This is a genomic window from Myxococcus faecalis (genome assembly GCF_050039385.1).
Classification (GTDB): domain Bacteria; phylum Myxococcota; class Myxococcia; order Myxococcales; family Myxococcaceae; genus Myxococcus; species Myxococcus fulvus.
The window spans coordinates 6,940,225-6,966,214 of record NZ_CP144336.1; the positions used below are offsets into that span (position 1 = coordinate 6,940,225).

General features: G+C 71.5%; 19 protein-coding genes. 9 read left to right on the plus strand and 10 right to left on the minus strand.

Going from position 1 to position 25,990, the window contains the following annotated elements; genetic code table 11:
- Nucleotides 1-19: 19 nt before the first annotated feature.
- Nucleotides 20-2,140, minus strand: coding sequence for a serine/threonine-protein kinase (locus VZQ01_RS27825; protein WP_426745159.1), 2,121 nt, complete (start codon nt 2,138-2,140; stop codon nt 20-22).
- A 163-nt stretch (nt 2,141-2,303) separates the two neighbouring features.
- Between VZQ01_RS27825 and VZQ01_RS27830 the strand changes: the two genes are divergently transcribed.
- Together VZQ01_RS27830 and VZQ01_RS27835 are read left to right on the plus strand one after the other, a co-directional pair.
- Nucleotides 2,304-2,978, plus strand: a complete 675-nt coding sequence (locus VZQ01_RS27830) for a GNAT family N-acetyltransferase (RefSeq protein WP_426745160.1) — start codon at nt 2,304-2,306, stop codon at nt 2,976-2,978.
- A gap of 116 nt (nt 2,979-3,094) precedes the next feature.
- Complete coding sequence (locus VZQ01_RS27835; protein WP_408889301.1) at nt 3,095-4,516, plus strand: hypothetical protein; 1,422 nt, start codon at nt 3,095-3,097, stop codon at nt 4,514-4,516.
- 13 nt (nt 4,517-4,529) lie between these two features.
- Here the strand turns inward: VZQ01_RS27835 and VZQ01_RS27840 are convergent, their stop codons facing one another.
- The 4 genes from VZQ01_RS27840 to VZQ01_RS27855 form a co-directional block, all read right to left on the minus strand.
- The gene (locus VZQ01_RS27840) at nt 4,530-7,070 is read right to left on the minus strand and encodes a hypothetical protein (protein ID WP_426745161.1); all 2,541 of its coding nucleotides are present in this window, start codon (nt 7,068-7,070) and stop codon (nt 4,530-4,532) included.
- A 223-nt stretch (nt 7,071-7,293) separates the two neighbouring features.
- Entirely contained in the window at nt 7,294-8,688 is a 1,395-nt protein-coding gene (locus VZQ01_RS27845) for an ammonium transporter (RefSeq protein WP_267699619.1), read from the minus strand.
- 149 nt (nt 8,689-8,837) lie between these two features.
- A complete protein-coding gene (locus VZQ01_RS27850; protein WP_248546171.1) occupies nt 8,838-9,122 on the minus strand; it encodes a hypothetical protein in 285 nt (94 codons plus the stop codon).
- Nucleotides 9,123-9,278: 156 nt separating this feature from the next.
- A complete protein-coding gene (locus VZQ01_RS27855) occupies nt 9,279-10,334 on the minus strand; it encodes a GIY-YIG nuclease family protein (protein WP_223748340.1) in 1,056 nt (351 codons plus the stop codon).
- A 314-nt stretch (nt 10,335-10,648) separates the two neighbouring features.
- On the opposite strand from VZQ01_RS27855, the gene VZQ01_RS27860 reads away from it, so the two are divergent.
- Genes VZQ01_RS27860 through VZQ01_RS27870 form a run of 3 tightly spaced genes read left to right on the plus strand, consistent with a single transcriptional unit; the run spans nt 10,649 to nt 15,552 of the window.
- Nucleotides 10,649-11,758 (plus strand): efflux RND transporter periplasmic adaptor subunit, encoded by a 1,110-nt coding sequence (locus tag VZQ01_RS27860; RefSeq protein ID WP_426745162.1) that lies wholly within the window; start codon nt 10,649-10,651, stop codon nt 11,756-11,758.
- The gene (locus VZQ01_RS27865) at nt 11,755-14,865 is read left to right on the plus strand and encodes an efflux RND transporter permease subunit (protein WP_426745163.1); all 3,111 of its coding nucleotides are present in this window, start codon (nt 11,755-11,757) and stop codon (nt 14,863-14,865) included. The genes VZQ01_RS27860 and VZQ01_RS27865 overlap by 4 nt, the downstream gene beginning before the upstream one ends.
- Nucleotides 14,866-14,883: 18 nt before the next feature.
- The gene (locus tag VZQ01_RS27870; protein ID WP_426745164.1) at nt 14,884-15,552 is read left to right on the plus strand and encodes a TetR/AcrR family transcriptional regulator; all 669 of its coding nucleotides are present in this window, start codon (nt 14,884-14,886) and stop codon (nt 15,550-15,552) included.
- On the opposite strand, the gene VZQ01_RS27875 is transcribed toward VZQ01_RS27870, so the two are convergent.
- Nucleotides 15,536-15,895, minus strand: coding sequence for a VOC family protein (locus VZQ01_RS27875; RefSeq protein ID WP_046715961.1), 360 nt, complete (start codon nt 15,893-15,895; stop codon nt 15,536-15,538). The two genes, VZQ01_RS27870 and VZQ01_RS27875, sit on opposite strands and share 17 nt — an antisense overlap.
- Entirely contained in the window at nt 15,892-16,500 is a 609-nt protein-coding gene (gene gstA / locus VZQ01_RS27880) for a glutathione transferase GstA (protein WP_223748344.1), read from the minus strand. The genes VZQ01_RS27875 and gstA overlap by 4 nt, the downstream gene beginning before the upstream one ends.
- A 276-nt stretch (nt 16,501-16,776) precedes the next feature.
- Between gstA and VZQ01_RS27885 the strand changes: the two genes are divergently transcribed.
- From VZQ01_RS27885 to VZQ01_RS27895, 3 genes are all read left to right on the plus strand, one after another.
- Nucleotides 16,777-17,652, plus strand: a complete 876-nt coding sequence (locus VZQ01_RS27885; RefSeq protein ID WP_408889307.1) for a hypothetical protein — start codon at nt 16,777-16,779, stop codon at nt 17,650-17,652.
- 144 nt (nt 17,653-17,796) lie between these two features.
- Nucleotides 17,797-18,633, plus strand: a complete 837-nt coding sequence (locus VZQ01_RS27890) for a TIGR02452 family protein (protein ID WP_426745165.1) — start codon at nt 17,797-17,799, stop codon at nt 18,631-18,633.
- A gap of 122 nt (nt 18,634-18,755) precedes the next feature.
- Nucleotides 18,756-19,502 carry a hypothetical protein gene (locus VZQ01_RS27895; RefSeq protein WP_426745166.1) on the plus strand — a complete coding sequence of 249 codons (747 nt, stop codon included), beginning with the start codon at nt 18,756-18,758 and terminating at the stop codon, nt 19,500-19,502.
- Here VZQ01_RS27895 and VZQ01_RS27900 read toward each other — a convergent pair.
- Nucleotides 19,493-19,861: a hypothetical protein gene (locus VZQ01_RS27900; protein WP_223748348.1), complete on the minus strand. Its 369-nt coding sequence runs from the start codon at nt 19,859-19,861 to the stop codon at nt 19,493-19,495. The genes VZQ01_RS27895 and VZQ01_RS27900 overlap by 10 nt on opposite strands.
- A 406-nt stretch (nt 19,862-20,267) precedes the next feature.
- Between VZQ01_RS27900 and VZQ01_RS27905 the strand changes: the two genes are divergently transcribed.
- Complete coding sequence (locus VZQ01_RS27905; RefSeq protein ID WP_426745167.1) at nt 20,268-23,012, plus strand: winged helix-turn-helix domain-containing protein; 2,745 nt, start codon at nt 20,268-20,270, stop codon at nt 23,010-23,012.
- On the opposite strand, the gene VZQ01_RS27910 is transcribed toward VZQ01_RS27905, so the two are convergent.
- Nucleotides 23,009-24,652: a sensor histidine kinase gene (locus VZQ01_RS27910; protein ID WP_370640362.1), complete on the minus strand. Its 1,644-nt coding sequence runs from the start codon at nt 24,650-24,652 to the stop codon at nt 23,009-23,011. The genes VZQ01_RS27905 and VZQ01_RS27910 overlap by 4 nt on opposite strands.
- Before the next feature lie 62 nt (nt 24,653-24,714).
- The gene (locus VZQ01_RS27915) at nt 24,715-25,923 is read right to left on the minus strand and encodes a hypothetical protein (RefSeq protein ID WP_426745168.1); all 1,209 of its coding nucleotides are present in this window, start codon (nt 25,921-25,923) and stop codon (nt 24,715-24,717) included.
- Between the last annotated feature and the right edge of the window lie 67 nt (nt 25,924-25,990).

The window sequence follows — 25,990 nt, forward strand, 5'->3', positions numbered from 1 at the left end:
TCCTGGACGGCGCCGTGTGTCAGAGCTCGATGTCGTGCTGCTTGCAGAACTTCCGGACCCGGGCCTGCTCCGCCCGGGAGACCTTCGGCCACTGGGCCTTGGCGTTGCTGAGGTCTCCCTGACGGCAGAAGGCCCGGGTGAGCAGCGAGTAGGACGCCAGTGGGATGACCTTGGGTTCCCGCCGCTGGCTGCTCCGAGCCAGACGGATGGCCTCCGCGGTGTCTCCCCCGTTTAAAGCACGCTCCGCGTCCGCCAAAAGCTGCCGCAGCTCGTCCGACAGCTTTTCGGGAGTCTCGGGTCGGGTGGAAGGACGTGTGGAGGGGGGCGGGTTCTTCGTCGCCACCCCCGTGGGGTCGTCCGGAGGCGGGTCCACCGGCGTCGGGGTGGTGCCCGTCGGAACGGGAGTCGTCCCGGTGGGCGTGTCGGTGCCCTGGGCTAGCGTGCCGGTGTTGGGCGGAGGTGTCGGGGTGGTGCCCTGCGTGCCCGTGTTCGGGGACGTCGGGGTGGGGCCCTGCGCGCCGGTGTTCGCCGTCGGCGTGACGGCCTGCGTGCCCGTGGCGACGGGCGGCGTGGGCTGAGGGCCGTCCTTGGGGCGGGTCACCCACCAGCCGCCCGCGATGACGACCACGAGCGCCGCCACGGCGATGGCGGCCAGGGGCGCGCGACTCTTCGCGGGCTGGCTCGCAGTGCTCGGGGCCACGGCGGAGGGCACCGGCGCGGGGGCGACCAGGCTCTGACCCGCGACGGGAGGAGGGAGCGACGGCGCCTGCTGGGAGATGAGCGTGGGGTCCAGGCCCGGCGGGTCCATCAGCGGGACCTTGGGCGTGGCGGCCTGCGCCTGGGCGACGCCCATCTGTCCGGTGCCACCCGCCGCGAAGCCTCCAGCGGGAGCCTGCGCCTGGGCGACGCCCATCTGTCCGGTGCCACTCGCCGCGAAGCCTCCAGCGGGAGCCTGCGCCTGGGCGACGCCCATCTGCCCGGTGCCGCCGCTGGCGAAGCCGGCCTGCGCCTGGGCGACGCCCATCTGCCCGGTGCCGCCGGACGCGAAGCCGCGCACGGGCTGCACCACGCCCTGGTTGCCCGAGGAGCCCGGGGCCAGGGTGTCGTCGAAGGCGAGGCGGCCCGTATCGGGGCCCTTCTGGAGGCTTCCCGGCGGCAGGGTGTTGGACAGCGACGGCGGCCCCTCCGAGGGCAGCGCGACGCCGGAGGGTGTGCCCGAGGGACGCGGCAGCGCGGCATGGGAGCCGGTGGAGGAGGAGAGCGTGTGCAGCGGGCTGCCGGTGAGCGCCTCCACGAAGGACGCGACGTCCTGGAAGCGGTCCTGGGCGCGCTTGGCCAGGGCCTTGTCCACCGCGGCGATGGCGTGGGGCGGGGCCTCCGGACACAGCGGGGCGAGCGGCGGGGGCGGCTCGTAGACGACGCGGAAGATCATCTGCGCGATGCCACCCGCGCCGAACGCAGGCGTGCCCGTCATCATCTCGTAGACGATGGCGCCCAGCGCGAAGATGTCCGTGCGTGCGTCGATCTCACTGTTGCGGCCCTGGGCCTGCTCCGGCGACATGTACTGCGGGGTGCCGATGAGCATCGCCTCCTGCGTCTGCACCGTGCCGGAGTCGAGGACCTTGGAGATGCCGAAGTCGAGTAGCTTGAGCCGCTCGCCCACCACACCGCCCGAGTCGGTGGGGACCAGGAAGACGTTGGCGGGCTTCAGGTCGCGGTGGACGATGCCCGCGCCGTGCGCGGCCTGGAGCGCCGAGCCCATCTGCCGCGTGAACGAGTAGACGTCCGACAACGGCAGCCGCCCCCGCTCCAGTCGGGCCTGGAGGCTCTCGCCGCGCAGGAACTCCAGCACCAGGAACGGGGTGTCGTCCTCCAGCGTGTCGTAGTCGAGCACCTCGACGATGTTGGGGTGGCCCAGCCGGGAGGCGATTTCGGCCTCGCGGCGGAAGCGCGCGAAGATCTCCGGGGTCAGGTGGTCTCCGCCGCGCAGCACCTTCACCGCGACCTGCTTGCCGGGCAGTCGCAGGTGTTGGGCCAGGTACACCGAGCCCATTCCGCCGCGTCCGAGGATGGAGACGACCTTGTAGGTGTTGCGCAGGACCGTATCGATGGACAGGTCACCGTCGGACGGTCGGTTCATGGGGTTGTGGCTCGCACGGGATTCAATGGGGAGTTTCCGCCCCATTCCATCCTCCCACCCCACCGCGAGGCAACCCTCCCGAGGCGTGATTCCGGACGGAGGGCCTCTCGGCCCATGAGAAGCACTGGTGGCTTTCCGCCAGCCTGCTAAGGAAGCAGCCTGTATGACGAAAGTCGCGCCCCAGCAGTCGCTCGAGGTCCGGGTCCGCCGCATCCACCGCCGTGACCTCAACCGGACCTGGGAGTTCCTCAAGCTCGTCTTCCGCGACGTCAATCGCGAGACGGTCGAATACCAGCGTCCCCGCTCCAAGCGCCGCTTCATGGAGGTCTACACCTCCGAGTGGATCGAACAGCTCCTCTACGAAGTGGACGGGGAGATTGTCGGCTACTCCGAGTGCGCCTTCGAGGCCACCGGCGACGACAACTGGGTGAACCCGCGCTGGTTCGAGAAGCGCGGCATGCGGCCGCTCTTCGTGGAGGAGCTCGCGGTGCACCCGGACTACCAGGGCCGCGGCGTGGGCAGCTTCATGTTGGATCAACTCCAGCACCTGGCGCGCACGCGGGGCTGCACGCACCTGGTGTTGGAGGTGGCGGAGAACAACGAGTCCGCGCTGGCGTGGTACCGGGCGAGGACGTTCTACAAGCTGGATGCCGCCATCTTCCTCGCGCAGAAGGTGCCGGGAGAGCCGGACCTCTTGCCTCCTCGCCGACTCAAGCGCCGCGTGAAGGCGGCGGAGGGCGAGGATCCGACCTCTCCCACGACCGGCCCCGCGCCCGCGGCCACGTCGGCGCGTGGGGGCGGTGCGCGCAAGGGCCGCGCCGCCGCGAAGAAGGGCTGAGCCCCGCTGGATGACAGGTGCGTGGGACCCGGGGGCCATGGGCCCGGGCCCACGTGGACCGCATGCTCGCGGGCCGTGTCTCCCCTTCGCGGGAGCGGACCTCGGGGCTTGCTCGGATGAAGACGCGATGGCGTGGGGGATGGCTGCTCATCGCCTTCCTCCTCGCGAGCCCTGTGTGGGCGCAGGACGCGCACTACTGGACGCGGCAGTTCGGCAACCGCGCGTGGCTGCTCGGCGGCGCGCTGCTGGGTGACCCCGCGGACATCAGCGCCGTCTATTACAACCCCGGCGCGCTGGTGCTCGTCAGCAACCTGGAGCTGGAGCTGACGGGGAACGTCTTCGAGTACTCGCGCCTGGCACTGGTCAACGGCCTGGGGCCCGGCCGTGATTTGACGACGTCGCGCTTCGACGCGCTGCCCGCCTTCATCGCGGGCCCCCTGCGCTTCAAGTGGCTGGGCCGCGCGCGCATGGGCTACGCGCTGCTGACGCGCCAGGGCTTCGAGACGCTGCTCACGCGTCGTGACGACTTCTCCGGGAGCAACCTGCTGGGCGTCCAGGGGCTGGAGCAGCTGTCCTCCGACGTGCGGCTGGAGCACGGCGTGAAGGAGCTGTGGGCCGGCGTGAGCTGGGCCTATCCGTTGAGCAAGACGCTGGGCGTGGGAATCACCCCGTTCCTCGCCGGGCGTCAGCAGCATGGGGACTTCCTGGCCATCTCCCAGGGCAGCGGCGCGGACGGCGGCTCCGTGCTCGCCGCGGTGAACCGTGACTATCGCGTCCAGCACCTGCGCCTGCTCGCCAAGGTGGGCGTGTGCTACCAGCGTGAGCGCTGGGCCCTGGGCCTGACGGTGACGACGCCAGGGCTGGGCCTGTTGGGCAAGGGCGAGGTGGGGCTGGAGCGCGCGCTGAGCCAGCAGGGGCTCCCCATCCAGGGACCCGCGCGCATCTCCGACTTCCAGTCGAGCGTCCGCGCGCGCTTCCAGAGCCCGCTGTCGGTGGGGCTGGGCGGCAACGTCCTGCTCGGCGGCACCACGCTGCACGCGGCGGTGGAGGTGTTCGCGCGCGTGCCGGTGTTCCGTTTGCTCGACAGCGACCCCATCCCCGTGGAGGGCCCGGAGCGTGTGCTCGACAGCGACATCTTCTACGGCTCGGAGCCGGTGGTGAACACGGCGCTGGGCGTCGAGCACCGCGTGGGAGACCGGCTGCGCATCTTCCTGAGCGTCCACACCGACTTCAGCGCCGCCATCAAGCTGCCCAACACCAGCACGCTGCTTGCGACCAGTGACCTGTACCACGTGGCCACCGGCCTGCATTTCCCCGTGCGCACCACGCGCGTCACCGTGGGCACCGACCTGGGGTGGGGCCGTCAGTCCACGCAGCGCTTCTCGGAGCTGCTGGCGCTGACGGGGCTGCCCCCTCCGAGCGAGACGCAGCGACTGCACGTCTTCCACGCCACCCTCATCGTCGGAATCACGCTGGGCCTCGGGCGGAACATCGAGGACACCTCGGCGCGCTCCGATTCGGAGGCCGAGCTTCCCTAGTCGCGCGCGGCGCTCAGAAGCTCAGCGTGCCGAGCAGCTCGAAGGTGTTGCGCAGCACGTGCACGGGCTCGTTCAGGGGGCCTGCGAGCGCGACGGGGGGCGCGAGGTCCCGGATGCCCAGCTCGTGGCGCGACAGCACGTAGCCCGCGCGGATGCCACCGTCCAGGCCTCGCAGCCCGGGGAAGAAGCCTCGCACCAGGATGATGTCCAGGCCCGCGCCCAGGTGGAACGTGTTGGGCCACAGGTTGCGGAAGAAGCCGGGCAGGCGGACCCAATAGGAGTTGGGGTTGGCCATCCGCTCGCCGTTGATGGCGCCGTCCTCGAGCCGGTACCACGTCAACCCGTAGCCCAGCTTGACGTACGGCTGGAAGCCGCCGGGCAGGATGTTGTAGCGGATGCTGCCCGCGTACTCCCACATGTTCAGCTTGGAGCGCAGCTGGAAGAGGGTCTGCCGGTCCGCCAGCGGGACGTCGAGTCCCACCGTGCTGCGCGAGTGCAGCAGCGTGTTCTCCGACGTGAAGCGGTCGCCCAGATAGAAGCTCACCTTCAGCGTGGCGGACACGGCCGTGTCCACCACCGGCTGGATGAAGTCGGACGAGGCGTTCTCGATGCTCGGGTCCAGGGCGAGCAGCTGCGGGGCCCACTCGGCGAGCTGGCGGTCATTGAGGAGCAGGCCCGCGAAGTCCTTGTCGAGCAGGCCCACGCTGACGCCGGCCTCCACGCTCGCGCGCCGCCGGGGCAGCTTCGCCTGGGGCGTGTAGACGGGCTCGTGCTTCTCCACCACCGCGCGCACGGGCAACCCCAGCACGCGGTAGACGAAGTCGAACGGCGGCAGGCTGATGAGCACGGCCACCGGCCCGTTGAGGAAGCCCAGGTTGTTGGAGAAGTTGTCCTGCACGTCGAGCGGGAAGAACCAGGGCAGCTCTCCGGGCGCGTAGCCGATGAAGCCCGCGTTGGGCGCGGGCCGGTTCCAGCCCTCGCTGAAGGCCGGGCCGGTGATGGACAGGTTGCCCATGTCCGAGTGCGAGATGATTCCCGCCAGCGGCGACTTCGCGGACGGGTAGCCCCAGCGCAGCGGGAGGATGAGCCAGGACCACTCGCGGCGCACGGACGGGTCCTCGATGGCCAGGTCGTAGACGCGCTCCCAGTCGGGCACCAGGTCGATGCGCTCGGCCATGTCGTAGCGCACCACGCCCTCGGGGAGCGGCCGCTTCGGGTCGCCGAGGTACTCCTGGTGGTCGAAGCGCTTGGGCACCGCCTCCGTGGAGCCCGCGGGCCCCACGCCCTTGAACACGCCGGGCAAGGGATAGGTGGCGTGAGACTCGCGCGCATGCGGGCCGGGCGAGGCGAGCAGCTGCTCCAGGCCCTTCGAGTCCGCGCCGATGTAGCCGATGGGGTGCGTGTTGATGCGCGTCTCCGCCTCGTCCGCCCAGACGTAGCTGCGCACCCGCGCCAGCAGCTTCTTCTCGCCGGGCCGGTCCTCGCCGCGCAGCTCCATCAGCTCCTCCCAGCGCTTGCGGGGCAGGTACGCGTTGGGCCGGGCGAAGTCGAAGACCATCGCGTTGTGGTGGAAGAAGTACTCGGTGCGCTTGAGCACCAGCGGGTCCGCGCCGTCGGCCGGCCAGCCTCCCGAGAGGATGCGTCGCAGCTCCTCCGCGGTGAGCACGCGCTCCACGGCGGACAGCGGCGTGATGACGGCGCTCACGTGCTCCCAGTCGCCCTCGTGGTTGTTGCCGCCCGCGTTGAACGGGTAGAAGAACCAGTACTGGATGAACAGCTCGTAGCCGAGCAGGCCGCGCTCCGCGTCGCGGACCTCCGCGAGGAACGGGTGGGCGTAGACCTTCTCCGTGCCCAGGTAGCGCCGCGCAATCTGCCCGGGCTGCGGGCTCGCGTAGGCCTCGTGCCACGTGTCCGGGTCATACCCGGGGAAGTCCAGGTACATGACGGTGAAGGGCGCCTGCTCGGCGGCCACCGCGTCCTGGCGCAGGCGGGGGATGGTGGGGTGGTCCGGGTGGAACTCCTTCAGGAGCGCGATGAGGCGGCAGTCGTCGCGCGCGTCGCGGCCGGACGACTCGGTCCTCAACAGGCTCTCCGGCGCGCCGTCCTCGGGACACGGGTGGCCGAGCGTGGAGAAGTTGATGGAGTCGCTGCGCATCAGCACCGAGCCGGGCTTGGCGAGGTCCCACGTGTCCAGGCTCAGCAGGAGGCCCCCCGGCAGGTCCCGGAACACCTTGTGGTCCATGGGGAAGGTGTACGTGTTCTTCACCAGGATGGGCGCGAAGCGCACCGCCAGCGCTTGCAGCACCCGGAAGCGCTCGTCGTCGATGCCGTCGCGCGGCGCCTCGTCGCGGTAGCCCGGGTCCGCCGGGTCGCCGTAGAGCGCGAGCGCCTGGCTCGCGCTCGTCTGGCGGACGATGCGCGGGTAGGAGAGCGGGACGAAGCGGAAGTACTCCTCGCGCGTCGGCGGGCCGGAGGCGCTCGCGCCCGAGGGACCCGTGACGAGTCCCACGAGCAGTAGCACTCGAGCGGCGTGGACCGCGATACCTCGGCGCATGGTGTCTCCCCGGGACTGGCGCGGCTCCCGACTCACGAAGGGCGCGCGCGAACGGCGGGGAGACTAGGAGCCGCGCTCGGGCCCCATCGCGAGGCGGGCGAGGGGAGCGTCGGACAGCGTACGGATGCGTGGTCGGCGGTGGACACCCGCGCGTTGGCGCAGCCGGTGGTCAACAGTCCCGTCGGGCACCGGGCGCGAGGGCCCGGTCCCCGGTGGGAGCCCGTCAGGCGGGCAGCGGCTGTGTCGAGTCCGGGGTCGTCGGCGCGGGCTCCACGACGGCCGGCGTGCTCGGGGGGGCGGCGTGCGGCGCGGCGAAGCCGGTGGACTCGCCCATCGTCTCGCCGTGCTGGCTCAGGTCCAGGCCCAGCTCCTCGTGCTCACGGGGGACTCGCAGCGGGACGATGCGGTCCACCAGCTTGTAGAGCACGTACGAGCCGACGAAGGAGAAGACGGACACCAGCACCAGCGCGGCCAGGTGCTTGAGGAACGTCGTCGTCTCGCCGTGCACCAGGCCCACGTCCTTGGCCAGCACGCCCGTGAGCACCATGCCCACCACGCCGCCCAGCCCGTGGCAGGGGAAGACGTCCAGCGTGTCATCGAGCGAGGTGCGGTTCTTGAAGTGCACCGCCCAGTTGCTCACGAAACTGGAGACCAGGCCCACCATGATGCTCTGGCCCACGGTGATGAAGCCCGCCGCGGGCGTCACCGCCACCAGGCCCACCACCGCGCCCACGCACGCGCCCAGGGCGCTGGGCTTCCGGCCGCGCAGCCAGTCGAACGCAATCCACCCAAGCATCGCCGCCGCGGACGCCGTGTTGGTGGTGGCGAAGGCCAGCGTGGCGAGCGACGAGGCCGACAGCGCCGAGCCCGCGTTGAAGCCGAACCAGCCGAACCACAGCATGCCCGTGCCCAGCATCACGAAGGGCAGGTTGGCCGGCGTGTGCGCGGCGTTCTCCAGGTGCGTGTGCCGGCGGCCCAGCACCAGCGCGCCCGCCAGCGCCGCGAAGCCCGCGGACATGTGCACCACCGTGCCGCCCGCGAAGTCCAGCACGCCCCACGTGCGCAGGAAGCCCTCCGGGTGCCACGTCCAGTGCGCCAGCGGCGCGTAGATGAAGAGCGTGAAGAGCACCATGAAGAGCACGTACGCCTTGAAGCGCACCCGCTCCGCGAAGGCGCCCGTGATGAGCGCCGGGGTGATGATGGCGAACTTGAGCTGGAACAGCGCGAACAGCAGCAGGGGGATGGTGGGCGCCAGGTCCGGATGCGTCTCGCCCCCCACGCCGCTGAACATGAAGAAGGTGCGCGGGTCGCCGATGAGGCCGTGGAAGCTGTCACCGAAGCAGAGGCTGAAGCCCACCACCACCCAGAGCAGGCTGATGACCGCCATCGCGATGTAGCTCTGCAGGAGCGTGGACACGACGTTCTTCAGCCGCACCATGCCGCCGTAGAAGAACGACAACCCCGGCGTCATCAGCAGCACCAGCGCCGTGGCGGTGAGGATCCACGCCGTGTCCGCCGGGTTGATGGGCCCCCCTTGCCGGGTCTGCGCCGCCGGCGTCACCAGCATGCCCGCCACGCCCACACCCACCAGCAGGGCCACTGCCAACCACTTCTTCATCGCGCCTCCCCAGCAAGGACTGACGCGATGCAGTATGGGTAGGGTGGCCGCTGATTTCAATTCCCCAGAGATTAATTGTGGGTCCTTGGGGATAAATATGCGGACATTTGAGCTAAAACTTCGAGTTTTAGCCTTCGAGGCAAGCCTGGCTACTTCACGACGATGCCGCCGTCCTTGATGTCCAGGTCCTCGCCGCCCTTGAGGACGACCTTGCCCTTGTCCGTCTGGACGGTGCAGGGGCCGGAGCCCGGGATGGTGAGGGAGGCCGTCTGGTTCTTGCCGAAGGACACGTGGGTCTTCACGCCGCTGCACACCGCGCTCCACGTGTAGTCGCGCGAGTCGCGGTTGGAGTAGCGCACGGTGATGGCCGCCGAGGCGGTGGACGACACCAGCAAGCCGGCCACGAGGGTGGCAATCGAGAGTCGGGCCTTCATGAGTCCCCCAAGGGGTGTGGAGTGGCGCAGTCATAGCCGCTGGGACTGACGCGCGCTCGTGACGTGTGAACGCCACACCCGGGATGGCGGTGCTCACCCTCCCGCGGGTGGATTCCTACGGGGACATACGAACCGACGTGGCGCGATGGGCGGTGCTCAGGCCCCAGGCGCGGCGCCGTGCTCCAGCTCCTCGGGGTGCAGGTGGAACCAGCGCGCGATGAGCATCACCTCCTGCGCCTCGTGGGCCTTGAGGCCGAGCGTCTCGGGCTCGGGGCGCTCGAAGACCTCCCGCGCTCGCGCGGCGAGCGCTTCGTGTTCCTGGGGTGTGCGGGGCGCGGGGCGCTCATCGCGCACGCTGCCTCGTCGCAGGATGTAGACGCGGTCCTCTCCGGCGTAGCCGGGCACGGTGTACACGAAGGACAGGCGCTTCATCGTCCGTCCCAGGGAGACCATCCACCCGCGCAGCGCCTCGAGCCGCTCCGCGCGGTCCCTCAGCTCCGCGGCGTACTCGAACTGGAGGCGGCGCGCGGCCAGCGCCATGCGCTCGCGCAGGAGCACGAGCGGCGCGTCGGACGTCCCCTCCAGGAAGGCCCGGGCCTGGGTGACGCGCGCGTGGTACTCCGCATGCGTGCAGCCCGCGGCGCAGGGAGACAGGCACCGCGAGAGCTGACCGCGCATGCACAAGGGCTCCAGCTTCACCGGGAAGAGCTGCCCCTGGTCCGCCAGCCGCATCGGCGTGTCCGCCGCGCAGTCGCGCAGCTCGAGCAGGTCGTTCACCGCGCGGACCACCTCGGACACCGCGCCTGGCCCGTGGAAGGGGCCGTAGTAGTCGCCGCTGGCGCCGTTGACGCGCCCCACCACGTGCAGGCGCGGGACGGCCTCCTTCGTGAGGTGCAGGAAGCAGTGTCCCCGGTCCCGCTTGTGCTCCACGTTGTAGAGGGGGCGGTGCTGCTTGATGAGGCGCAGCTCGCGCAAGAGCGCGGCGAACTCGCTGGGCGTGTGCTCCCACTCGACGTGGTGAGCGTGGCCGATGATGTCCGCGGCCTTCTCGCCCGGCTCCGCGCGGAAGTAGGAGAGCAGCCGCGAGCGCACGCGCACCGACTTGCCCACGTACAGCACCTCGCTCGACGGGCCCAGCATCCGGTAGACGCCGGGCCGGTTCTCGGCGTGCGCGCGGACGTGGTCGAGGAGCGTGGCGATGCGGGAAGACATGGTGCGGAGGCGCACGGCGCCACGGGCGCCGGACGGGACACCGTACACCTCGCTGGAGGCGGTGGGGGAATGGCCGCGCCGGCCGCGTCATGCCTGGGTGTGGGGCGAGCCGCCCGGCACCACCCTGGCGAGTGGGCGAGCGGCGCCGTGCAACCAGGCTCCGTGTCGGAACGTGTATCCCTGGGTTTGTGAAGTTTTGTCAGGTGATTTGTCTCTATGAGTTAACGTCGTTAAGTGGATGGCCGATGTAAACCCGCGCCCACGAGAGGGCCGGGCCTTGGCCCGCCCGAGCCGGTGCGGGCGGGAGTCGCGTCATGATGCGTGCCCCGTCGTTGAGCCTGTGCGCCGCGTGGGTGAGCGGTTTCGCCGTCCTCCTGTTGGGTCTGCAGTCGGTGGCGGGGTGCTCTCCTCCCGCCACCGCGGCGTCGGAGCGCGCCTCCCGTGAAGAGGCTCCGGTGCGGGTCCGCTCGGCGGTGGTGATGGAGGAGGAGGTCGCCCAGCCCGTGCGGGCCAGCGGCGCGCTGGCCGCGAAGCAGGAGTCGCGGCTGTCCTTCAAGCTGGGCGGCATCGTCCGGCAGGTCTCCGTCGAGGAGGGCCGCGCGGTGACGCGCGGGCAGGTGCTGGCGGCGCTGGACCCCTCGGAGGTGGGCCCGCAGGTGGCGCAGGCGCGCGAGGCTCGGGACAAGGCCGCGCGGGACTTGGAGCGGGCCCGGAGTCTGTTCGAGGCCCAGGTCGCCACCCGCGTGCAGCTCCAGGACGCCGCCACCGCGTTCGAGGTCGCGGAGGCGGGCCTGAAGGTCGCCACCTTCCAGCAGCGTCAGACGAGCCTCGTCGCGCCCGCCGCCGGCCGCATCCTCCGGCGGATGGTGGAGCCCGGCGAGGTGGTGGCGCCCGGACAGGCGCTCTTCCTGTTCGCCAGCGAGGAGGACGGCTGGGTCGTCCGCGTGGAGCTCGCGGACCGTGACGTGGTGCGCGTGAGGGAAGGGGACTCCGCGGAGGTGTTCCTGGATGCCTATCCGGGGCGGACCTTCCAGGCGCGGGTGCGGGAGATCGCCAGCGCCGCCACGCAGGGGCTCGGCACGGCCGAGGTGGAGCTGGAGCTGCTCATGTCCCCGTCGGACGCCGCGCCGAGGTTGTTGTCCGGGCTCTCCGCCAAGGCGCGCGTCTTCCCCTCGGAGCGGCGGGCGCTGCGCTTCGTCCCCGTGGAGGCGCTGCTGGAGGGGGACGGCGACACGGCCAGCGTCTTCGTCCTGGCCCAGGACGGCCAGCGCGCGACGCGGCGGCGGGTGCGCGTGGCGTTCCTCTCCTCCGAAACCGGCCGCGCGGCGTTGTCCGAGGGCGTCGAGGCGGGCGCCCAGGTCGTCACCGATGGAGTGTCCTTCCTGCGCGAGGGCCAGCCGGTGGCGGTGGTGGAGGCGCGATGAGGCTGTCCACGGCGGCGGTGAAGAATCCCCAGCTCACCCTGGTGGTGTTCGCCATGTTGGTGGCGCTGGGCGTCTCCAGCGCGCTCTCCATTCCTCGCGCGGAAGACCCCGTCTTCCCGATGGCGAGCTTCACGGTCGTCGCCGTCTACCCCGGCGCGAGCCCCTCGGACCTCGAGCAGCTGGTGGTGGACCCGCTGGAGGACGCGTTCGAGGAGCTCGACGACGTGAAGGAGGTGTCCAGCCAGATGGAGGACGGGCTGGCGCAGGTGGAGATTGAATTCGAGTCGTCCTCCGACGTGGACGACAAGCACGCGGAGGTGCTGCGGCAGGTCACCGCCACCCGGCCCAGGCTCCCGTCGGGGCTGGTGCGCCTGGAGGTCATCCGCCACAGCGCGTCGAACGTGAGCGTTGTGCAGCTGGCGTTGGTGGGGCCGCACGTCCCGGCGCGCGAGCTGGAGCGGCGCGCGGATGACCTCTCGGACCGGCTGGGGCGCGTGGCGGGCGTGAAGAAGGCGGAGGTCTTCGCGGCGGCGAAGCAGGAGGTGCGCGTGTCCCTGGACCCCGAGCGCCTGGCGCGCGTGGGCGTGTCCCTGGACCAGGTGCTCCAGGCGCTCACGGGCGCCAACCTCAACATCCCCGCGGGCAGCGTGGACGTGGGCACGCGCCGCTTCAACGTGAAGACAGGCAGCGAGTTCACCTCGCTCGAGCAGGTGCGCGCCACGGTGGTGGCCGGCGGCGCGTCCGGCGTGGTCCGGGTGTCGGACGTGGCCGAGGTGTCCTTCCGCGACCAGGACGCCGTGCACCTGGGCCGCTACAACGGGGAGCGCGCGGCCTTCGTGGGCGTCACGCAGAAGGACGGCGGCAACGTCTTCGTGGTGCGCGACGCGGTGCTGGAGGTGGCCCGGGCGTGGGCCCAGGAGCTGCCGTCGGGGATGCGCCTGGAGACGGGCTTCGACCAGTCGCTCCAGGTGAAGAGGCGGCTGGGCGGCTTCGCGGTGGACTTCGCGCTGGCGCTGGCGCTGGTGCTGGTGACGCTCCTGCCGCTGGGCTTCCGGGCGAGCCTCGTCGTGATGGTCTCGATTCCATTGTCCCTGGCCCTGGGGCTGGCCGCGCTGCACCACGCGGGCTTCACGCTCAACCAGCTCTCCATCGTCGGCTTCGTCATCGCGCTGGGGCTGCTGGTGGATGACAGCATCGTGGTGGTGGAGAACATCGCGCGCTTCCTGCGCATGGGGCGCACCCGGGTCCAGGCCGCCATCGAGGGGACGTCCCAGATTGGCCTGGCCGTGCTCGGCTGCACCGCCACGCTGGTGCTGGCCTTCGTGCCGCTGGTGTTCCTGCCCGGCACCTCCGGCCAGTTCATCCGGGGCCTGCCCATGGCGGTGGTGTTCACCATCCTCGCGTCGCTGCTGGTGTCGCTCACCGTGATTCCGCTGCTGTCGAGCCTGGTCCTCTCGAAGGACGAGCACCCGGAGGGCAACCGGGTGCTGCGCTGGCTCCACCACGGCATCGAGCGGGTGTACCGGCCCGTGCTGCACCGCGCGCTGGCGCGTCCCGTGCTGACGCTGGGGGTGGCGGCGGGGCTCTTCGCGGGCAGCCTCGCGCTGGTGCCTGTGGTGGGCTTCAGCCTCTTCCCCAAGGCCGGCGCGCCCATGTTCTACGTCCAGGTGGAGACGCCCGAGGGCACCAGCCTCACGGAGACCGACCGCGCGGTGCGCTTCGTGGAGGATGTGCTGCGCCGCCGTCCGGAGGTCCGCTCGGTGTCCGCCAACGCGGGCCGGGGGCAGCCCTCCGTCTACTACAACGTGCAGCCCAGCCCCGAGCGCCCCAACGTGGGCGAGGTCTTCGCGCAGCTGGAGTCGTATGACGCGCGCCAGACGCCCGCGCTGCTCGACCTGCTGCGCGCGGAGCTGTCCACGTACCCGGGCGCGCGCATCGAGGTGCGCGAGTTCGAGCAGGGGCCGCCCATCGAGGCGCCGGTGGCGGTGCGGCTGGTGGGGCCGGAGCTGGAGCCGCTGCGCGAGCTGGCGGACCGGACGCAGCGCGTATTGGAGAACACCCCGGGCACCCTCTACGTGAAGAACCCGGTGCAGACGCGCCGCACGGACCTGCAGGTGGAGGTGGACCGGGAGAAGGCGGGCCGGCTGGGCGTGCCCGCGGCGGAGGTGGCGCGCGCGGTGCGCTTCGGGCTCGCGGGGCTGCCCGCGGGCTCCTTCCGGGACGAGGAGGGCGACGACCACCCCATCCTGGTGCGGCTGCCCCTGGAGTCGGGCGCGTGGCCCGCGCTCGGCGCGCTGGAGCGGCTGCACGTGGCGAGCGTCACCGGCGCCCAGGTGCCGCTCGGACAGGTGACGCGGGTGCGACTGGAGGCGGGCCCCAATCGCATCACCCATCACGAGGGCGAGCGCTCCGTCACCGTCTCCGCGAGCGTGGCCACCGGCTTCATCAACGACAACGTCATCCAGGAGGCGATGCGCCGGTTGGACGCGGAGGTGAAGCCGCCCGCGGGCTATCGCCTGGAGATGGCGGGAGAGCTGAAGAGTCGTCAGGAGAGCTTCGACGGCGTGTCCGCCGCCGGCATCATCGCGGCGTTCGGCGTGCTGGCGGTGCTGGTGCTGGAGTTCCGCACGTTCCGGGGCGCGCTCATCGTGGCGTCGGTGATTCCGCTGGGCCTGGTGGGCGGCATCGCCGCGCTGTGGCTCACCGGCAACACGCTGTCCTTCACCGCGTCCATCGGCTTCATCGCGCTGGTGGGCATCGAGGTGAAGAACAGCATCCTGCTGGTGGACTTCACGAACCAGCTGAGGGCCCGGGGCCTGTCGGTGGACGCGGCCATCGAGCAGGCGGGCGAGACGCGCTTCTTGCCCATCCTGCTCACCACCCTCACGGCGCTCGGCGGCCTGTTGCCCCTGGCGCTGGAGAACAGCAGCCTCTACTCACCCCTGGCGTGGGTCATCATCGGCGGGTTGATTTCCTCCACCGTGCTCACCCGCGTGGTGACGCCCGTGGTGTACAAGCTGCTGGCCCCGGAGGTGGAGCCCGAAGCCGAGGCTCGCGAGCCGGCCGTGTCCGGCGGTAGCGTCCTGTCCCCCGGAGGCGCGGTGTAGCGGCACGAGCGAGGCATCATGGGCATCAAGGAGCGGCGAGAGCGGGAGAAGCAGGCGACGCGGCAGCGCATCCTGGACGCGGCGCGCGAGCTCTATGGCCAGGAGGGCTACGAGGCGATGACCATGCGCCGGGTCGCCGAGCGCATCGAGTACAGCCCCACCGCCATCTACGTCCACTTCAAGGACAAGGCCGCGCTCGTGCGGGAGCTGTGCACGCACGACTTCCTGCGCTTCGCGGAAGTGCTCAACAAGGTCGCCCGGGTGAAGGACCCGCTGGAGCGGCTCAGGAAGATGGGGCGCGCGTACGTCGACTTCGCCCGCGAGCACCCCACCACCTACCGGCTGCTCTTCATGGACCGCCTCCCCGCAGAGGTGGGGTCCAAGTCCGAGGAGTCCCTCGAGCAGGACAACCCGGAGCAGGACGCCTATGCCTTCCTGCGCAAGACGGTGCAGGAGGCGAAGGACGCGGGCTGCTTCAAGCCCGAGCACCAGGACGTGGAGCTGGTGAGCCAGGTGGTGTGGGGCGGGGTGCATGGGCTGGTGGCCCTGCACCTGGTGAAGACCCAGGACGACCCGTGGGTGGACCTGCGCCCGCTGCCGCGCGCGGCGGAGCTGATGGTGGAGCTGCTGCTGGAGGGCCTCGCGAAGAAGCCCTCCAGCCCGGCGGGGCTCAAGCGGGCTCGATGAAGTTGAGCCGGTAGCCATCCGGGTCGGTGACGACGACCTCCCGGGTGTGCCAGGGCTGCACGGCGGGACCTTCCACCGGGGCCCCCTGGGCCTGGGCGCGCAGGAGCAGCTCGTCCAGTCCGCTGGGGCCCTCGACACGGATGCCCACGAGCACGCCCAGCCCCCGCCGTCCTTCCAGCTGGAGCTGCGCCGGAGGGGCGACGAGGTAGACGTCCACCGCGCCCGCCCACTGGAGGCGGACGAAGGGCGGCTCGGACTGGGTGCGCTCGAAGCCGAGCGCCTCGTAGAACGCGAGCGAGCGCGGCAGGTCCGTGACGAGCAGCTTGACGAACGCCGTGCTCACTTCTTGAGGCCTTCGGCCACCAGGGCCGCCTGCACATGGGGACGCTCGGCGACGCGGGCCTGGAAGGCGCGCACGGCCGGGAACGGCTCCAGGTCCACCTTCATGGGCGCCGCCCAGTTCAGCACGGTGAACAGGTACGCATCCGCGACGGTGAACTGCTCACCCATCAGGAACGGCTGCTTCGCCAGCACGCCGTCCAGCGTCTTCAGGCGCTGCGCGATGCGCTCCTTGTAGATGGCCTTGCCGTCCTCGGGGAACGCCGGGTTGAACAGGGGGCTGAAGGCCTTGTGCAGCTCGGTGGAGATGAAGTTGAGCGTCTCCTGGAGCTGGTAGCGCGGCAGCGTGCCGTTGGCCGGGGCCAGCTTGGACTGGGGCGCCTGGTCCGCGATGTACTGGACGATGGCGGGGCCCTCGGTCAGCACGTTGCCGTCGTCGAGCACGAGCGCGGGGACATAGCCCTTGGGGTTGACCGCGAGGAAGTCCGCGCCCGTCTCCGTCTTCTTGGAGCGCAGGTCGACCTTCTCGACGTCGAACTTCAGGCCCGCCTCACGCAGGACGATGTGCGGGGACAGGGAACAGGCGCCATTCGTGTAGTAGAGCTTCATGGTGCAAGACCTCGCGTGTGGGATTCGCGGCGCGCAGTTGTGCACCTTCCCGAGGTGGGATGCCACCGTTTCCGTGGTGCTCCCACGGCCTGCCTCGTCGGTCGGACGGGTGTCGCTCGGGTGACGACGTGGGCTCCTGGGTCCACCGGGCCCCGCTGCCCGGGGGGCGCGCGCGGTGGTAGTTCTCTGCCTCCCTGACCCCCGAGCAAGCCGCGGCCTCGCGTGCGCTCCATCAGGCAGACATGGCCGGCGTCCACCCCGGCCTGGAAGGACCCTATGCGCTTCAAAGCCACTCTGTTGCTGCCCCTCGCCCTCCTGGCGTTGGGCGCGATGCCGGCGTGCTCCGGCGACTCCGACGACCCGAAGCCCGATGCCGGTGATTCGCCGGACTCCGGCACTCCCGACTCCGGCACCCCGGACTCCGGTACGCCCGACTCCGGCACGCCGGGTGGCGGTGATGGCGGTACGGGCACCGCGTCGTGTCCGTCCCATGCGCTGTTCTGCGAGACGTTCGAGAGCGGCCAGGGCAGCTGGGATGAGCAGAAGACGCACGCCACCATCACCGCGGATGGCACGAAGCCACACACCGGCTCGCGCTCGCTGCACGTGGTGACGGAGGACGGCATCGACGAGAAGCAGGGCGAGGGAGAGGCCATCGCCCGGTGGATCCGCTCGTTGAGCCCCACGTTCAGCACGCAGTTGTTCGTGCGCGCGCACGTGTTCATGACCTCGCTGCCGGGAGACTTCGGGCAGATGGGGACCTTCTTCGTCCTCTTCTCGGACGCGGGCAATGACTTCGGCGGCTTCGAGCTGCAGGTCATCCAGGACACGGGCTTCGCGCTGGATGACTGGTCCGCGCGCAACGGCCAGGGCTGGAACCGCCAGGGGCCGCCGGTCAACCTGGGCATGTCCACCGGCCGCTGGGTGTGTCTGGAGTGGGAGGTCCGTCGCCCCACCGCGTCCAGCACGCACGGCACCACCACGGTGTACGTGGATGGCGCGAAGGCGCACGAGTTCACCGAGATTGGCATGCGCTCGTTCAACACCTTCATGGTGGGCTACGGCTTCGTCCATCCGCAGGGGCCGTCCGCCTCCGAGACGTGGATCGACAACGTCGCGGTGAGCAGCACCCAGCGCATCGGCTGCGAGTAGCGCCCCCGCGCCTCCGGGCCCCCTCCCGCTCCGGGGCCCGGGGCCTTCGCGCGTCGCCTTGTCAGGTTGAAGGATGAAGCTTCGTGTTTGCGTGACACGAAGCTTCGTGCTCACCACGGGGCTGGCATCGAAAGGCAGCGGGTCATGTCGTTGAAGGAGCTTGCGCGCCAGACGGTGCGCATCACGGAGCAAGGACAGTACGTGGCGCCCTCGGGCCGGGTGGTCCAGGTGGGCGACCTGGTGGAGCGAGCGGTGCGGGGGACGGTGCTCTACCGCCCCGAGGACTTCTCGGGACTGACGCCTCGGGGGCTGGCGGCCGGCACGGCGCCGCGCATCGAGGTGACGGGCGAGAAGACGGGGCAGGCGGCGCGCAGGCTGGTGGAGGAGGAGGGGCTGACGCGTGTCGCGGCGCTCAACTTCGCCTCCGCGAGGAACCCGGGCGGCGGCTTCCTGGGCGGCGCCAAGGCGCAGGAGGAGGACCTGGCGCGCTGCTCGGCGCTCTATCCCTGCCTGCTCACGCAGCGCGAGTACTACGACGCCAACCGCGAGGAGCGCTCGGCGCTCTACACGGACCACCTCATCTATTCGCCGGACGTGCCGTTCTTCCGCGACGACTCGCTGGAGCTGTTGGAGCGGCCCTTCCTCCTCTCGATGCTCACCGCGCCCGGGCCCAACGCGGGGGTGGTGCTGCGAGAGGACCCGCGTCAGCGACGTCAGCTCCACGCGGTGCTGCGGGCGCGCGCCTTGAAGGTGCTCCAGGTCGCTGCGCATCAGGGGCATGAGGTCCTGGTGCTGGGGGCGTGGGGCTGCGGCGTCTTCCGCAACGAGCCGGCGGAGGTGGCCCAGGCCTTCTCGAGCGCGCTGACGCAGCTGTACGGCGCCTTCTCGCGCGTGGTCTTCGCCGTGTACGAGCGGGGCGGGGACGGGCCGAACCTGCGCGCCTTCCAGGAGCACTTCGACGGCGGAGGGGCGCGGATTTAACTCCGTTTAATCCCACGCCCGTCCCGATTTGGACGACAACTCCCTGGAGCAGCCGCTCGAGGGGGAAGCCGATGCATGGGGACTGGCGCAGTGTTGGGGACTCGCGGGAAGAGACGTCACTCGTGTTCCGGCGGCTGGATGCTCGCACCGTTCGCGTCCTCGGCGGCCCCCGGGAGATGTTGACGGTGCTGGAGGACTTCGCGCGCGGCGAGGGGGGCGCCGCGGCGGAGGTGCTCGAGCCCGGCGTCTGCGCGAGCTGGCGAGGCTGGCGGCTGGATGTCGACGCCACCGAGGTCCTGGGGCGCGCGTCGTATGCGCAGCTCCTGGGCCGGGGCGGCCTCCAGCCCATGCGCGTGGCCACGGGCCTGGCGGGGCGGGGCCGGGAGCTGAGCGTCTTCACCCAGGATGCTCGCACGGGCCGGGAGGACTTCCGCTACACGCTGCTGCTCGGCGACGTCGTGCTGGGCATCCGGGGCGAGGTGGACGCGCCCGAGCGCCACGTCTACGACGTCACGCTCCGGGGCGTGGCTCAGCTGCTCGTGCGTGCGCTGCGGCGGGTGCATGCGCGGTGCGCGGCGCACGGCGACACGGCGGTGCTCGTCTTCACGGAGGAGGAGGCGGAGCAGCTTCGCCAGGGCGCGCGGGACTGGTGCGCGGCCACCGGGGACGAGGGGTGCCCGGAGTGGGTGTCTCACGTGGCCGACGCTGAGTCCGCGGAGGAGGCCCTCCGGGGGCTCGTCACCTCCACCGACGACGCGGCCCGCATCGCCGAGCATCTCTTGGAGCTGGGGGCCTTTCTGCTGGAGTCCGAGGCGGCGAATGCCCGGGACGGGGCCGGGGTGGAATTGCCCGCGTGGCGTCAGGAGTAGCGCGCGAAGGCGGACGCGGCCATGGGCACCGGCTCCGAGGAGAGCTCCGGCTCCGTAGAGGTCAGCGGCGGGTAGGCATCCACCGGTGACGCGCGTCCCACGACGAACTCCGCGGCGCTTCGCAGCTTCTCCAGCGCGCGCTCCGTGCAGTGCAGGGTGATGAGCGGCAGGAAGCCCGGCTCGCTCATCCACTTCACCGCGCCCAGCAGGTGGTTCGCGCTCAGGAACCGCATCACGTCATCCCGCAAGGCACGGCTCTCCTCGCCTGCTGCGACGAGGGCGGCGCGCCTGTCTCGGGGAGGCGGAGCCGGACGTGGCTCGCGCTCCTCCCGGGGCATGATGATGGTCTCGATCCACATCGGAGCGCCCTCCGGACGTAAGACCTGGGGGCTCGCTGACCGGGTACGGCTGCTTGCTCCCTGGCCCTCAGGTAACCGGGGAATGATGCGCGATTTCACTTCCGGTTGTTTTCGTCCGGGCGCCAATTCCTTCTCGACGGGCGACAAAATGTGAAAAATCGGAGTGATATTGGAACCCACGATGTCGGGTGGGGACTCACCGGGTAGGTGCGGCTCGCGTGGGGCGCACACCCCAGGTGTCCAAGGGGGGACATACGAATGGGACAGGAGGGTGTGTCAGGCTGGGGCACATGAGACCTGGCCGCGCGCTGGAGTTCGAGACGTTGTTCCCGCCGTCCCTCACACAGGGTGAGGGGAGGCGAGCGTCCCGGGCCGGTGACTCGCGTCAGGTCGTGACGAGGTGAGCATGCGCGCCGGCACGACGCCTCCTCCCCGTGGTCGTCGACGTGCCCAGGGCACGGCCCCGCGTGGCAAGCGGGAGCCGGTGGCGCGGACATCCACGCCGCGAGGGTTGGGGCCGCCCGCCGTCTTCGTCGGACGCAAGCAGGAGCTCCAGCGGCTGAGCGGCCTGCTGCGCCGCGTGCGCACCGGCGTGGTGTACGGCCTGCCCGGGGTGGGCAAGTCCGCGCTGGTGGCCGCGGTGGCGGCGCGCCATCGGGGGCCGGTGGTCCACCGGCGCATCGCTCCGGGGGACGCGCTGGACTCGGTGGTGGACGACGCGCGCCGGCTCTTGCGCGAGGCGCCCGTGGCGCAGGCGTTGTCGGACGACGCGCGCCTGGAGGACCTGGCCCGGGAACTGGATGCTCGCGGGGCGCTGTTCGTGGTGGATGACCTGCACGTGCTCGCGCGCGAGGAGCGCGTGGCGTTGGTGGAGGGGCTCGGCGGGCGGCTGCGAAAGGGCGCGCTCCTGGCCACCTCGCGCGAGGAGCTCCCGCGCCTGGCGACGAGCCCGGACCGCATCGAGCTGCGACTGGATGGGCTGCCGGAGTCCGCCGCGAAGCTGCTGTGGCGTCAGCTGGACACGCTGTATGGCGCGCGCGAGGGCTTCGCCGCGGCCTGGGCCCGCTCCCGGGGTGTGCCGTTCCTCCTTCGCCGCGCGCACGCGAACGACGCGGACGTGGAGGAGCCGGTGCGCGCGGCGCTCTCGTCGCTGCCGCCGGATGAGCGGCGCGTGGCCGCGGTGCTCGCGCTGTCGGAGCTGCCGCTGCCCGCCTCCGCGCTCGCCGACGTGCTGCCGGACGGTGGCGCCGGCGAGGCGCTGCGAAGGCTGTCGGCCCGGCTCCTCGTGGAGACGGACGCGCGCGGCCGCCATGGCGTGCACGACCTGGTGCGCGAGGCGTTCCAGTCGCTGCTCGGCGCCGAGGAGTCGCGGGCCGCACACGAGGCGCTGCTCGCGCTGCTGTCACGCGAGCCGCTGCCGGAGGTGGTGCGGGTGCGTGCGATGTCCCGACACCTGCAGGCCCTGGGGCGGCACGAGGAGCGTCGGGCCTTCATCGTCGGGGAGGCGGAGGCGCTCGTGCGCCAGGGCGCGGCCGGGGAGCTGCTCACGCTCCTGGGCTCGCTGCCGCCCGCGCTGTGCACGCCCGACGTGGGGCTGGCGCGGGCCCGTGCCCAGGTGCGCCTGTTGGACCTGCGCCGTGCCTACGAGGAGCTCTCGGCGCTGCGCGCGTCGCTCGGTGAGGACGGGGACGCGGACCTGCGCGAGCAGGTGGGCACGGTGCTGGTGCGCGTGGCGCTCTTCTCGCTGCAACTGGACGCGTGTGAGCGGACGCTGCAGTCGATGCCCATGCCGCGCGACGCGGAGGTGTTCCTCCAGCAGCTCCTGGCGTGGGCCGCGCTGCGCTTCTTCCAGGGGCGACTGGATGAGTCCCTGGAGATGCTGGACGCGGCGTGCTCCGCGTCCGAGGACCGGCGCGTGCTCGGCTGGGGGGCCTATGCCCGCGCGCTGATGTGTTGGATTGAAGGCCGGGACGACGGGCTGGAGGAGCCGCTCAACCAGTGTCTGTCCTTGCTGGAGGACGCGCCGCTCAACTCGCGCGGGCCGCTGGTGGCCGCCATGTCCGCGGGCATCCTCAGCAGGCTCGGCCGCTTCGCTCAAGCAGAGGCCGCGCTCGCGGGCGCGCGGGAGAAGCTGGGCCAGCTGGGCGCGCCCAGGCTGGCGCTGGAGCTCGACTGCATCGCCGCCCTCGTCCGGGGCGAGCGCGGAGAGCGCGGGGCCTCACTCGCGGGCCTGCGGGAGACGTCGGCCCGCGCGCAGCAGGGCGGCTATCTCTTCATCCACCACCTCTCGCGCGTCAGCGCCGGGCGCATGCTGCTGGAGCTGGGGCGGCGGGCGGAGGGGCTCGCGCTGCTCGACGAGGCCGCGGCGGACGCGAGGGCCCGAGGCGCCGAGGGACTGGCCCGCGCCGCCGAGTCCGCCCGTTCCGCCGACGTGCTGAGACAGGTGGAGCGCCCGTCGGTGGTGGAGCCTCGCGAGGTGCGTCCGGGCATGGCGGCGCGGCAGCGGGCGCTGGCGGCGCTGGCCTCGGCGACGGCGGGGGACAGCGTGCGCGCCGAGGGACTCCTGGCCTCGCTGGAGCCGCTGGCGCGCGGCGAGGACTTCGCCCTGGAGCGCGCGCTGGCGCACCTGGCGCGGGCGCTGCTGCACCGGCTGGCCGAGCGCGCGGCGGAGTCGCGTGCCTCGCTGGAGGCCGCGGCGCGCTCCGCGGCGGAGGGCGAGGCGGACCCGGAGCTGATTCCCGAGCTGGCGCGCACGCTCGCCTCGCTGCGGGTGGTGACCTCCACCGGCGCGCGCCTGGCCGTCGAGGCGCCCGTCGCCGCGTCGGACGCGGTGGTGCTCGACGCGCGCCACCACGAGCTGCGCGCGGGGGCTCGCTCCGTCTCACTCGCCAAACGCGTGCTCCCGCGAAGGCTGCTCTACGCGCTGGCCCGACGTCCGGGCCGCACGCTGCCGAAGGAGGACTGTGTGCGGGCCATGTGGGAGGCGGCCTATGACCCGAGGCTGCACGACAACGCGCTGCGCGTGCACGTGCGTCACCTGCGGGAGATGCTGGAGGGCACCGGCGCGCGGCTGGTGTTCGAGGACCCGGGCTATCGCCTCGACGTGCCACCGGGCTTCGCCTTCGTCCGCGATGAGCCCGGCGCGTCCTAGAGCGGCAGCTCCACCGCGAAGGTGGCGCCGCCGCCGGGCGTGTCCTCCACGTGGATGTGGCCGCCGTGCGCCTCGACAATCTGCCGGACGATGTAGAGGCCCAGGCCCATCCCGCCCTGTCGCCGCGCGTTGTCGCCCTGGGTGAAGCGCTCGAAGATGCGCTCGCGGTCCTTCACGGGCACGCCCGGGCCGCTGTCGCACACCGTCAGCTTCGCCTTGTCGCCGTGCCGCGTGAGCGACAGTGACACGGGGTTGCCCGCGCCGTAGCGCAGGGCATTGGACAAGAGGTTGCTCACCACCTGCTCCAGGCGCAGCCGGTCGAAGCGGCCTTCCATCGGCCCGTCCACCTTCGCGCTCAGCGGCACGCCGGTGTGCCGGGCCTCGTCGCCGAAGCGCGCCACCAGGTCCGCCACGACGGCGGCCAGGTCTCCATCGGCGAAGTGGAAGTCCAGCTTGCCCGTGCGGATGCGGCTGACGTCGAGCAGGTTGTCCACGAGCGCGCCCAGCCTGCGCAGCTGGCGCTCGGTGGTGTCCAGCTTCCCCTGGACCTTGGGCGAGCCGAGCGTCTCCTGCGGTTGGCCCTCGGCGAGCCTCCGCAGCAGCTGGGCCTGCAGGCGCAGGGACGTCAGCGGCGTGCGCAGCTCGTGGCTCGCCAGCGAGAGGAAGTCGTCGCGCGTGCGCACCGCCTCCTGCAGCGCGAACTCCGTCTCCTTCAGCGCGGTGATGTCCAGCAGCGCGCCTCGTACCACCATCACCTTGCCCGTCGCATCGCGCAGCACCCGCGCGCGGCTGGTGAGCCAGTGCCAGGAGCCATCCGGCCAATGGGTCCTGAAGGTGGAGACGTATGAGTCCGTCTTGCCCGCGGCGATGTCATTCAGCTGCGTCTGCACGGCCGGGCGGTCGTCGGGGTGGAGCGACTCGATGAACCGCTCGTGCGTCCACTCCGCCAGCGGATGGGGATAGCCGTAGAGGCGGTCATGTCCCTCCGAGCGGAACACCTGACCGGTGGCGACGTTGGTCTCCCAGACGGCCATCTGCGCGGAGTCCAGCGCCACCTGGAAGCGCTCGCCGAGCTGACGGAAGCGCTCCTCGGTCCTGGCCACCTCGCTCTCCGCGCGCTGCCTCCGGGTGATGTCTGCGGCGAGCACCCACGTCTCCTCGCCCACCACGCGGACATTGACGTCCAGCCAGACACGCGAGGGCAGCTCCGCCAGGAAGCGTCCGCCCTCGCGAGTGGAGAGCGCGGCCATCAAGCGCTCGTGCAGTACGGTGCCCGCGAGCGCGGGCTCGGCTGTCCAGGGCTCCTGCCCCTGCAGCTCCTGGGCGGGCACGCCGAGCAGCGCGGCGGCGCGGCCATTCACCTCGCGGATGCGCCCCTGGGCGTCCAGGCAGAGGAACGCCTCGCTCATCATCTCCCGCAACACACACAGGCGGGCCTCGGCGGAGAGCGCAGCTTCGTCGGCGGGCGCGGCGGGCATGGCTCCCGTGGGGATGACAGGGGTGTCCGTGGGAGGGAAGGACACGGTGGACGGCGAGGGGCTCATGTAGACCTGAACCGTCCCCTGGCCCTCCAAATGCGTCAAGTCATCCGCTCCGCCTGGGGAATCACGCTGCGGCGCGGCGTCCGCACGACGGGACATCCACCAGCCCCGACCTCGGCCCCTCCACAGGCCGGCCCCGCGCCGAGGGCGGGACATGCGACTCAGGACCCGCCCGTCGGCGCGGTCGGGTCCACGATGGGTTCCGGCATGACCCACGTCCCGGTGGGGTCCAGGTACGCCTGGTCGAAGGCGTAGAGGATGCCGTTCCAGCGGTCCCAGAAGTCGGCCCAATTGTACTCGGTGGGCGGCGACGTCAACGGGTTGCCGTCGCGGTCCGGCTGGCTGTTCGCATAGTCGGCGTAGTTCCAGATGACCGTGCCGAACTCGGTGCGCAGCAGCGGGGTGAGGGCCCGCAGCAGCGCGACGCGGGACACCTCGTCCGAGCGGGGTGAGGCGGGCGAGAAGACGGGCTGCGCCATGTCGTGCTGCTCGCGCCAGGCGATGTAGTTGTTGGCCACGGCGATGAGCGCGTCGCGGGTGGCGGGGCTCGTGGACAGGCGGGCCTGCTCGTAGAGCGCGAAGGCCGCGACCAGCAGGCTCTTGTAGTGCATGCCCGGGAAGAGCTGGTCGAGCTGATAGGGGCGCGGCGTGTCGAACGCATGCGCCAGCGCGTAGTCGTAGGCCTGCACGGCCTGGGCGGGCACTGCGTCCACCAGCGTGAACTCCGTGAGCACGCGCTCGGGCGTCACCGCGCCGACGGCGCTCCGGCGCCACGCCAGGTAGAGCTGCCCCGAGCCGCCGATGTCCGAGAAGATGGCGAGGTTGCCCTCGTGCAGGGTGCGCTCCAGCGTCAGCACCAGGTTCTCGACCTTGTCGAGCGGCCAGAAGCCCGGCGAGGACTGGTAGAGCGCGGCGAAGCGCGCGGCGGTGATGCTCAGCGTGCGCGCGTCCAGGAGCGCCGCGGTGTTGAGCGAGGTGATGAGCGCGCCGAGCGAGGCCGCCGCGTCCGTGGGCACTCCGCGCAGCACCAGCTCCAGGCCCAGCTTCTCCGGCGTGGCGAGCAGCTGGAGGTCGAGCCCCACGCGCTGGAGCGCCTGGAGCACCGACAGCGAGGGCTGTCCCCGCGCGGCGGCGATGATGCGCCTGGCGATGGCGGTGCCGAGCATGCCCTCGCCACCGGTGCGCGAGGCATTGGGCGCGAAGGTGAACCAGGTGGGGCGCACGGCGCTGACGCCACCGGGCTGCAGGGCCGGGTCCAGCACCGCGCCCAGCTCGTAGGCGATGGCGATGTAGCCCTCGGTGATGCGCTGGTTGTCCTCCAGCGGAGTCGCCGTGGGCTGGGCGCTCGCGGAGGCGCCAAGGAAGGCCACGGCGAGCGCGAGCCCTCGAAGGGCGTGAGAGGAACGGAGTGCAGGGAGTCGTCGCATGGGGAGTCCG

Bases quoted from the DNA above. Each gene is read 5' to 3' on its own strand.
- VZQ01_RS27865 (WP_426745163.1), top strand. From the start codon at position 11,755: ATGAGGCTGTCCACGGCGGCGGTGAAGAATCCCCAGCTCACCCTGGTG.
- VZQ01_RS27910 (WP_370640362.1), bottom strand. From the start codon at position 24,652: ATGTCCCGTCGTGCGGACGCCGCGCCGCAGCGTGATTCCCCAGGCGGA.
- VZQ01_RS27845 (WP_267699619.1), bottom strand. From the start codon at position 8,688: ATGAAGAAGTGGTTGGCAGTGGCCCTGCTGGTGGGTGTGGGCGTGGCG.
- VZQ01_RS27840 (WP_426745161.1), bottom strand. From the start codon at position 7,070: ATGCGCCGAGGTATCGCGGTCCACGCCGCTCGAGTGCTACTGCTCGTG.
- VZQ01_RS27830 (WP_426745160.1), top strand. From the start codon at position 2,304: ATGACGAAAGTCGCGCCCCAGCAGTCGCTCGAGGTCCGGGTCCGCCGC.
- VZQ01_RS27890 (WP_426745165.1), top strand. From the start codon at position 17,797: ATGTCGTTGAAGGAGCTTGCGCGCCAGACGGTGCGCATCACGGAGCAA.
- VZQ01_RS27860 (WP_426745162.1), top strand. From the start codon at position 10,649: ATGATGCGTGCCCCGTCGTTGAGCCTGTGCGCCGCGTGGGTGAGCGGT.
- VZQ01_RS27825 (WP_426745159.1), bottom strand. From the start codon at position 2,140: ATGAACCGACCGTCCGACGGTGACCTGTCCATCGATACGGTCCTGCGC.
- VZQ01_RS27900 (WP_223748348.1), bottom strand. From the start codon at position 19,861: ATGTGGATCGAGACCATCATCATGCCCCGGGAGGAGCGCGAGCCACGT.
- VZQ01_RS27905 (WP_426745167.1), top strand. From the start codon at position 20,268: ATGCGCGCCGGCACGACGCCTCCTCCCCGTGGTCGTCGACGTGCCCAG.
- gstA (WP_223748344.1), bottom strand. From the start codon at position 16,500: ATGAAGCTCTACTACACGAATGGCGCCTGTTCCCTGTCCCCGCACATC.
- VZQ01_RS27870 (WP_426745164.1), top strand. From the start codon at position 14,884: ATGGGCATCAAGGAGCGGCGAGAGCGGGAGAAGCAGGCGACGCGGCAG.
- VZQ01_RS27835 (WP_408889301.1), top strand. From the start codon at position 3,095: ATGAAGACGCGATGGCGTGGGGGATGGCTGCTCATCGCCTTCCTCCTC.
- VZQ01_RS27850 (WP_248546171.1), bottom strand. From the start codon at position 9,122: ATGAAGGCCCGACTCTCGATTGCCACCCTCGTGGCCGGCTTGCTGGTG.
- VZQ01_RS27855 (WP_223748340.1), bottom strand. From the start codon at position 10,334: ATGTCTTCCCGCATCGCCACGCTCCTCGACCACGTCCGCGCGCACGCC.
- VZQ01_RS27885 (WP_408889307.1), top strand. From the start codon at position 16,777: ATGCGCTTCAAAGCCACTCTGTTGCTGCCCCTCGCCCTCCTGGCGTTG.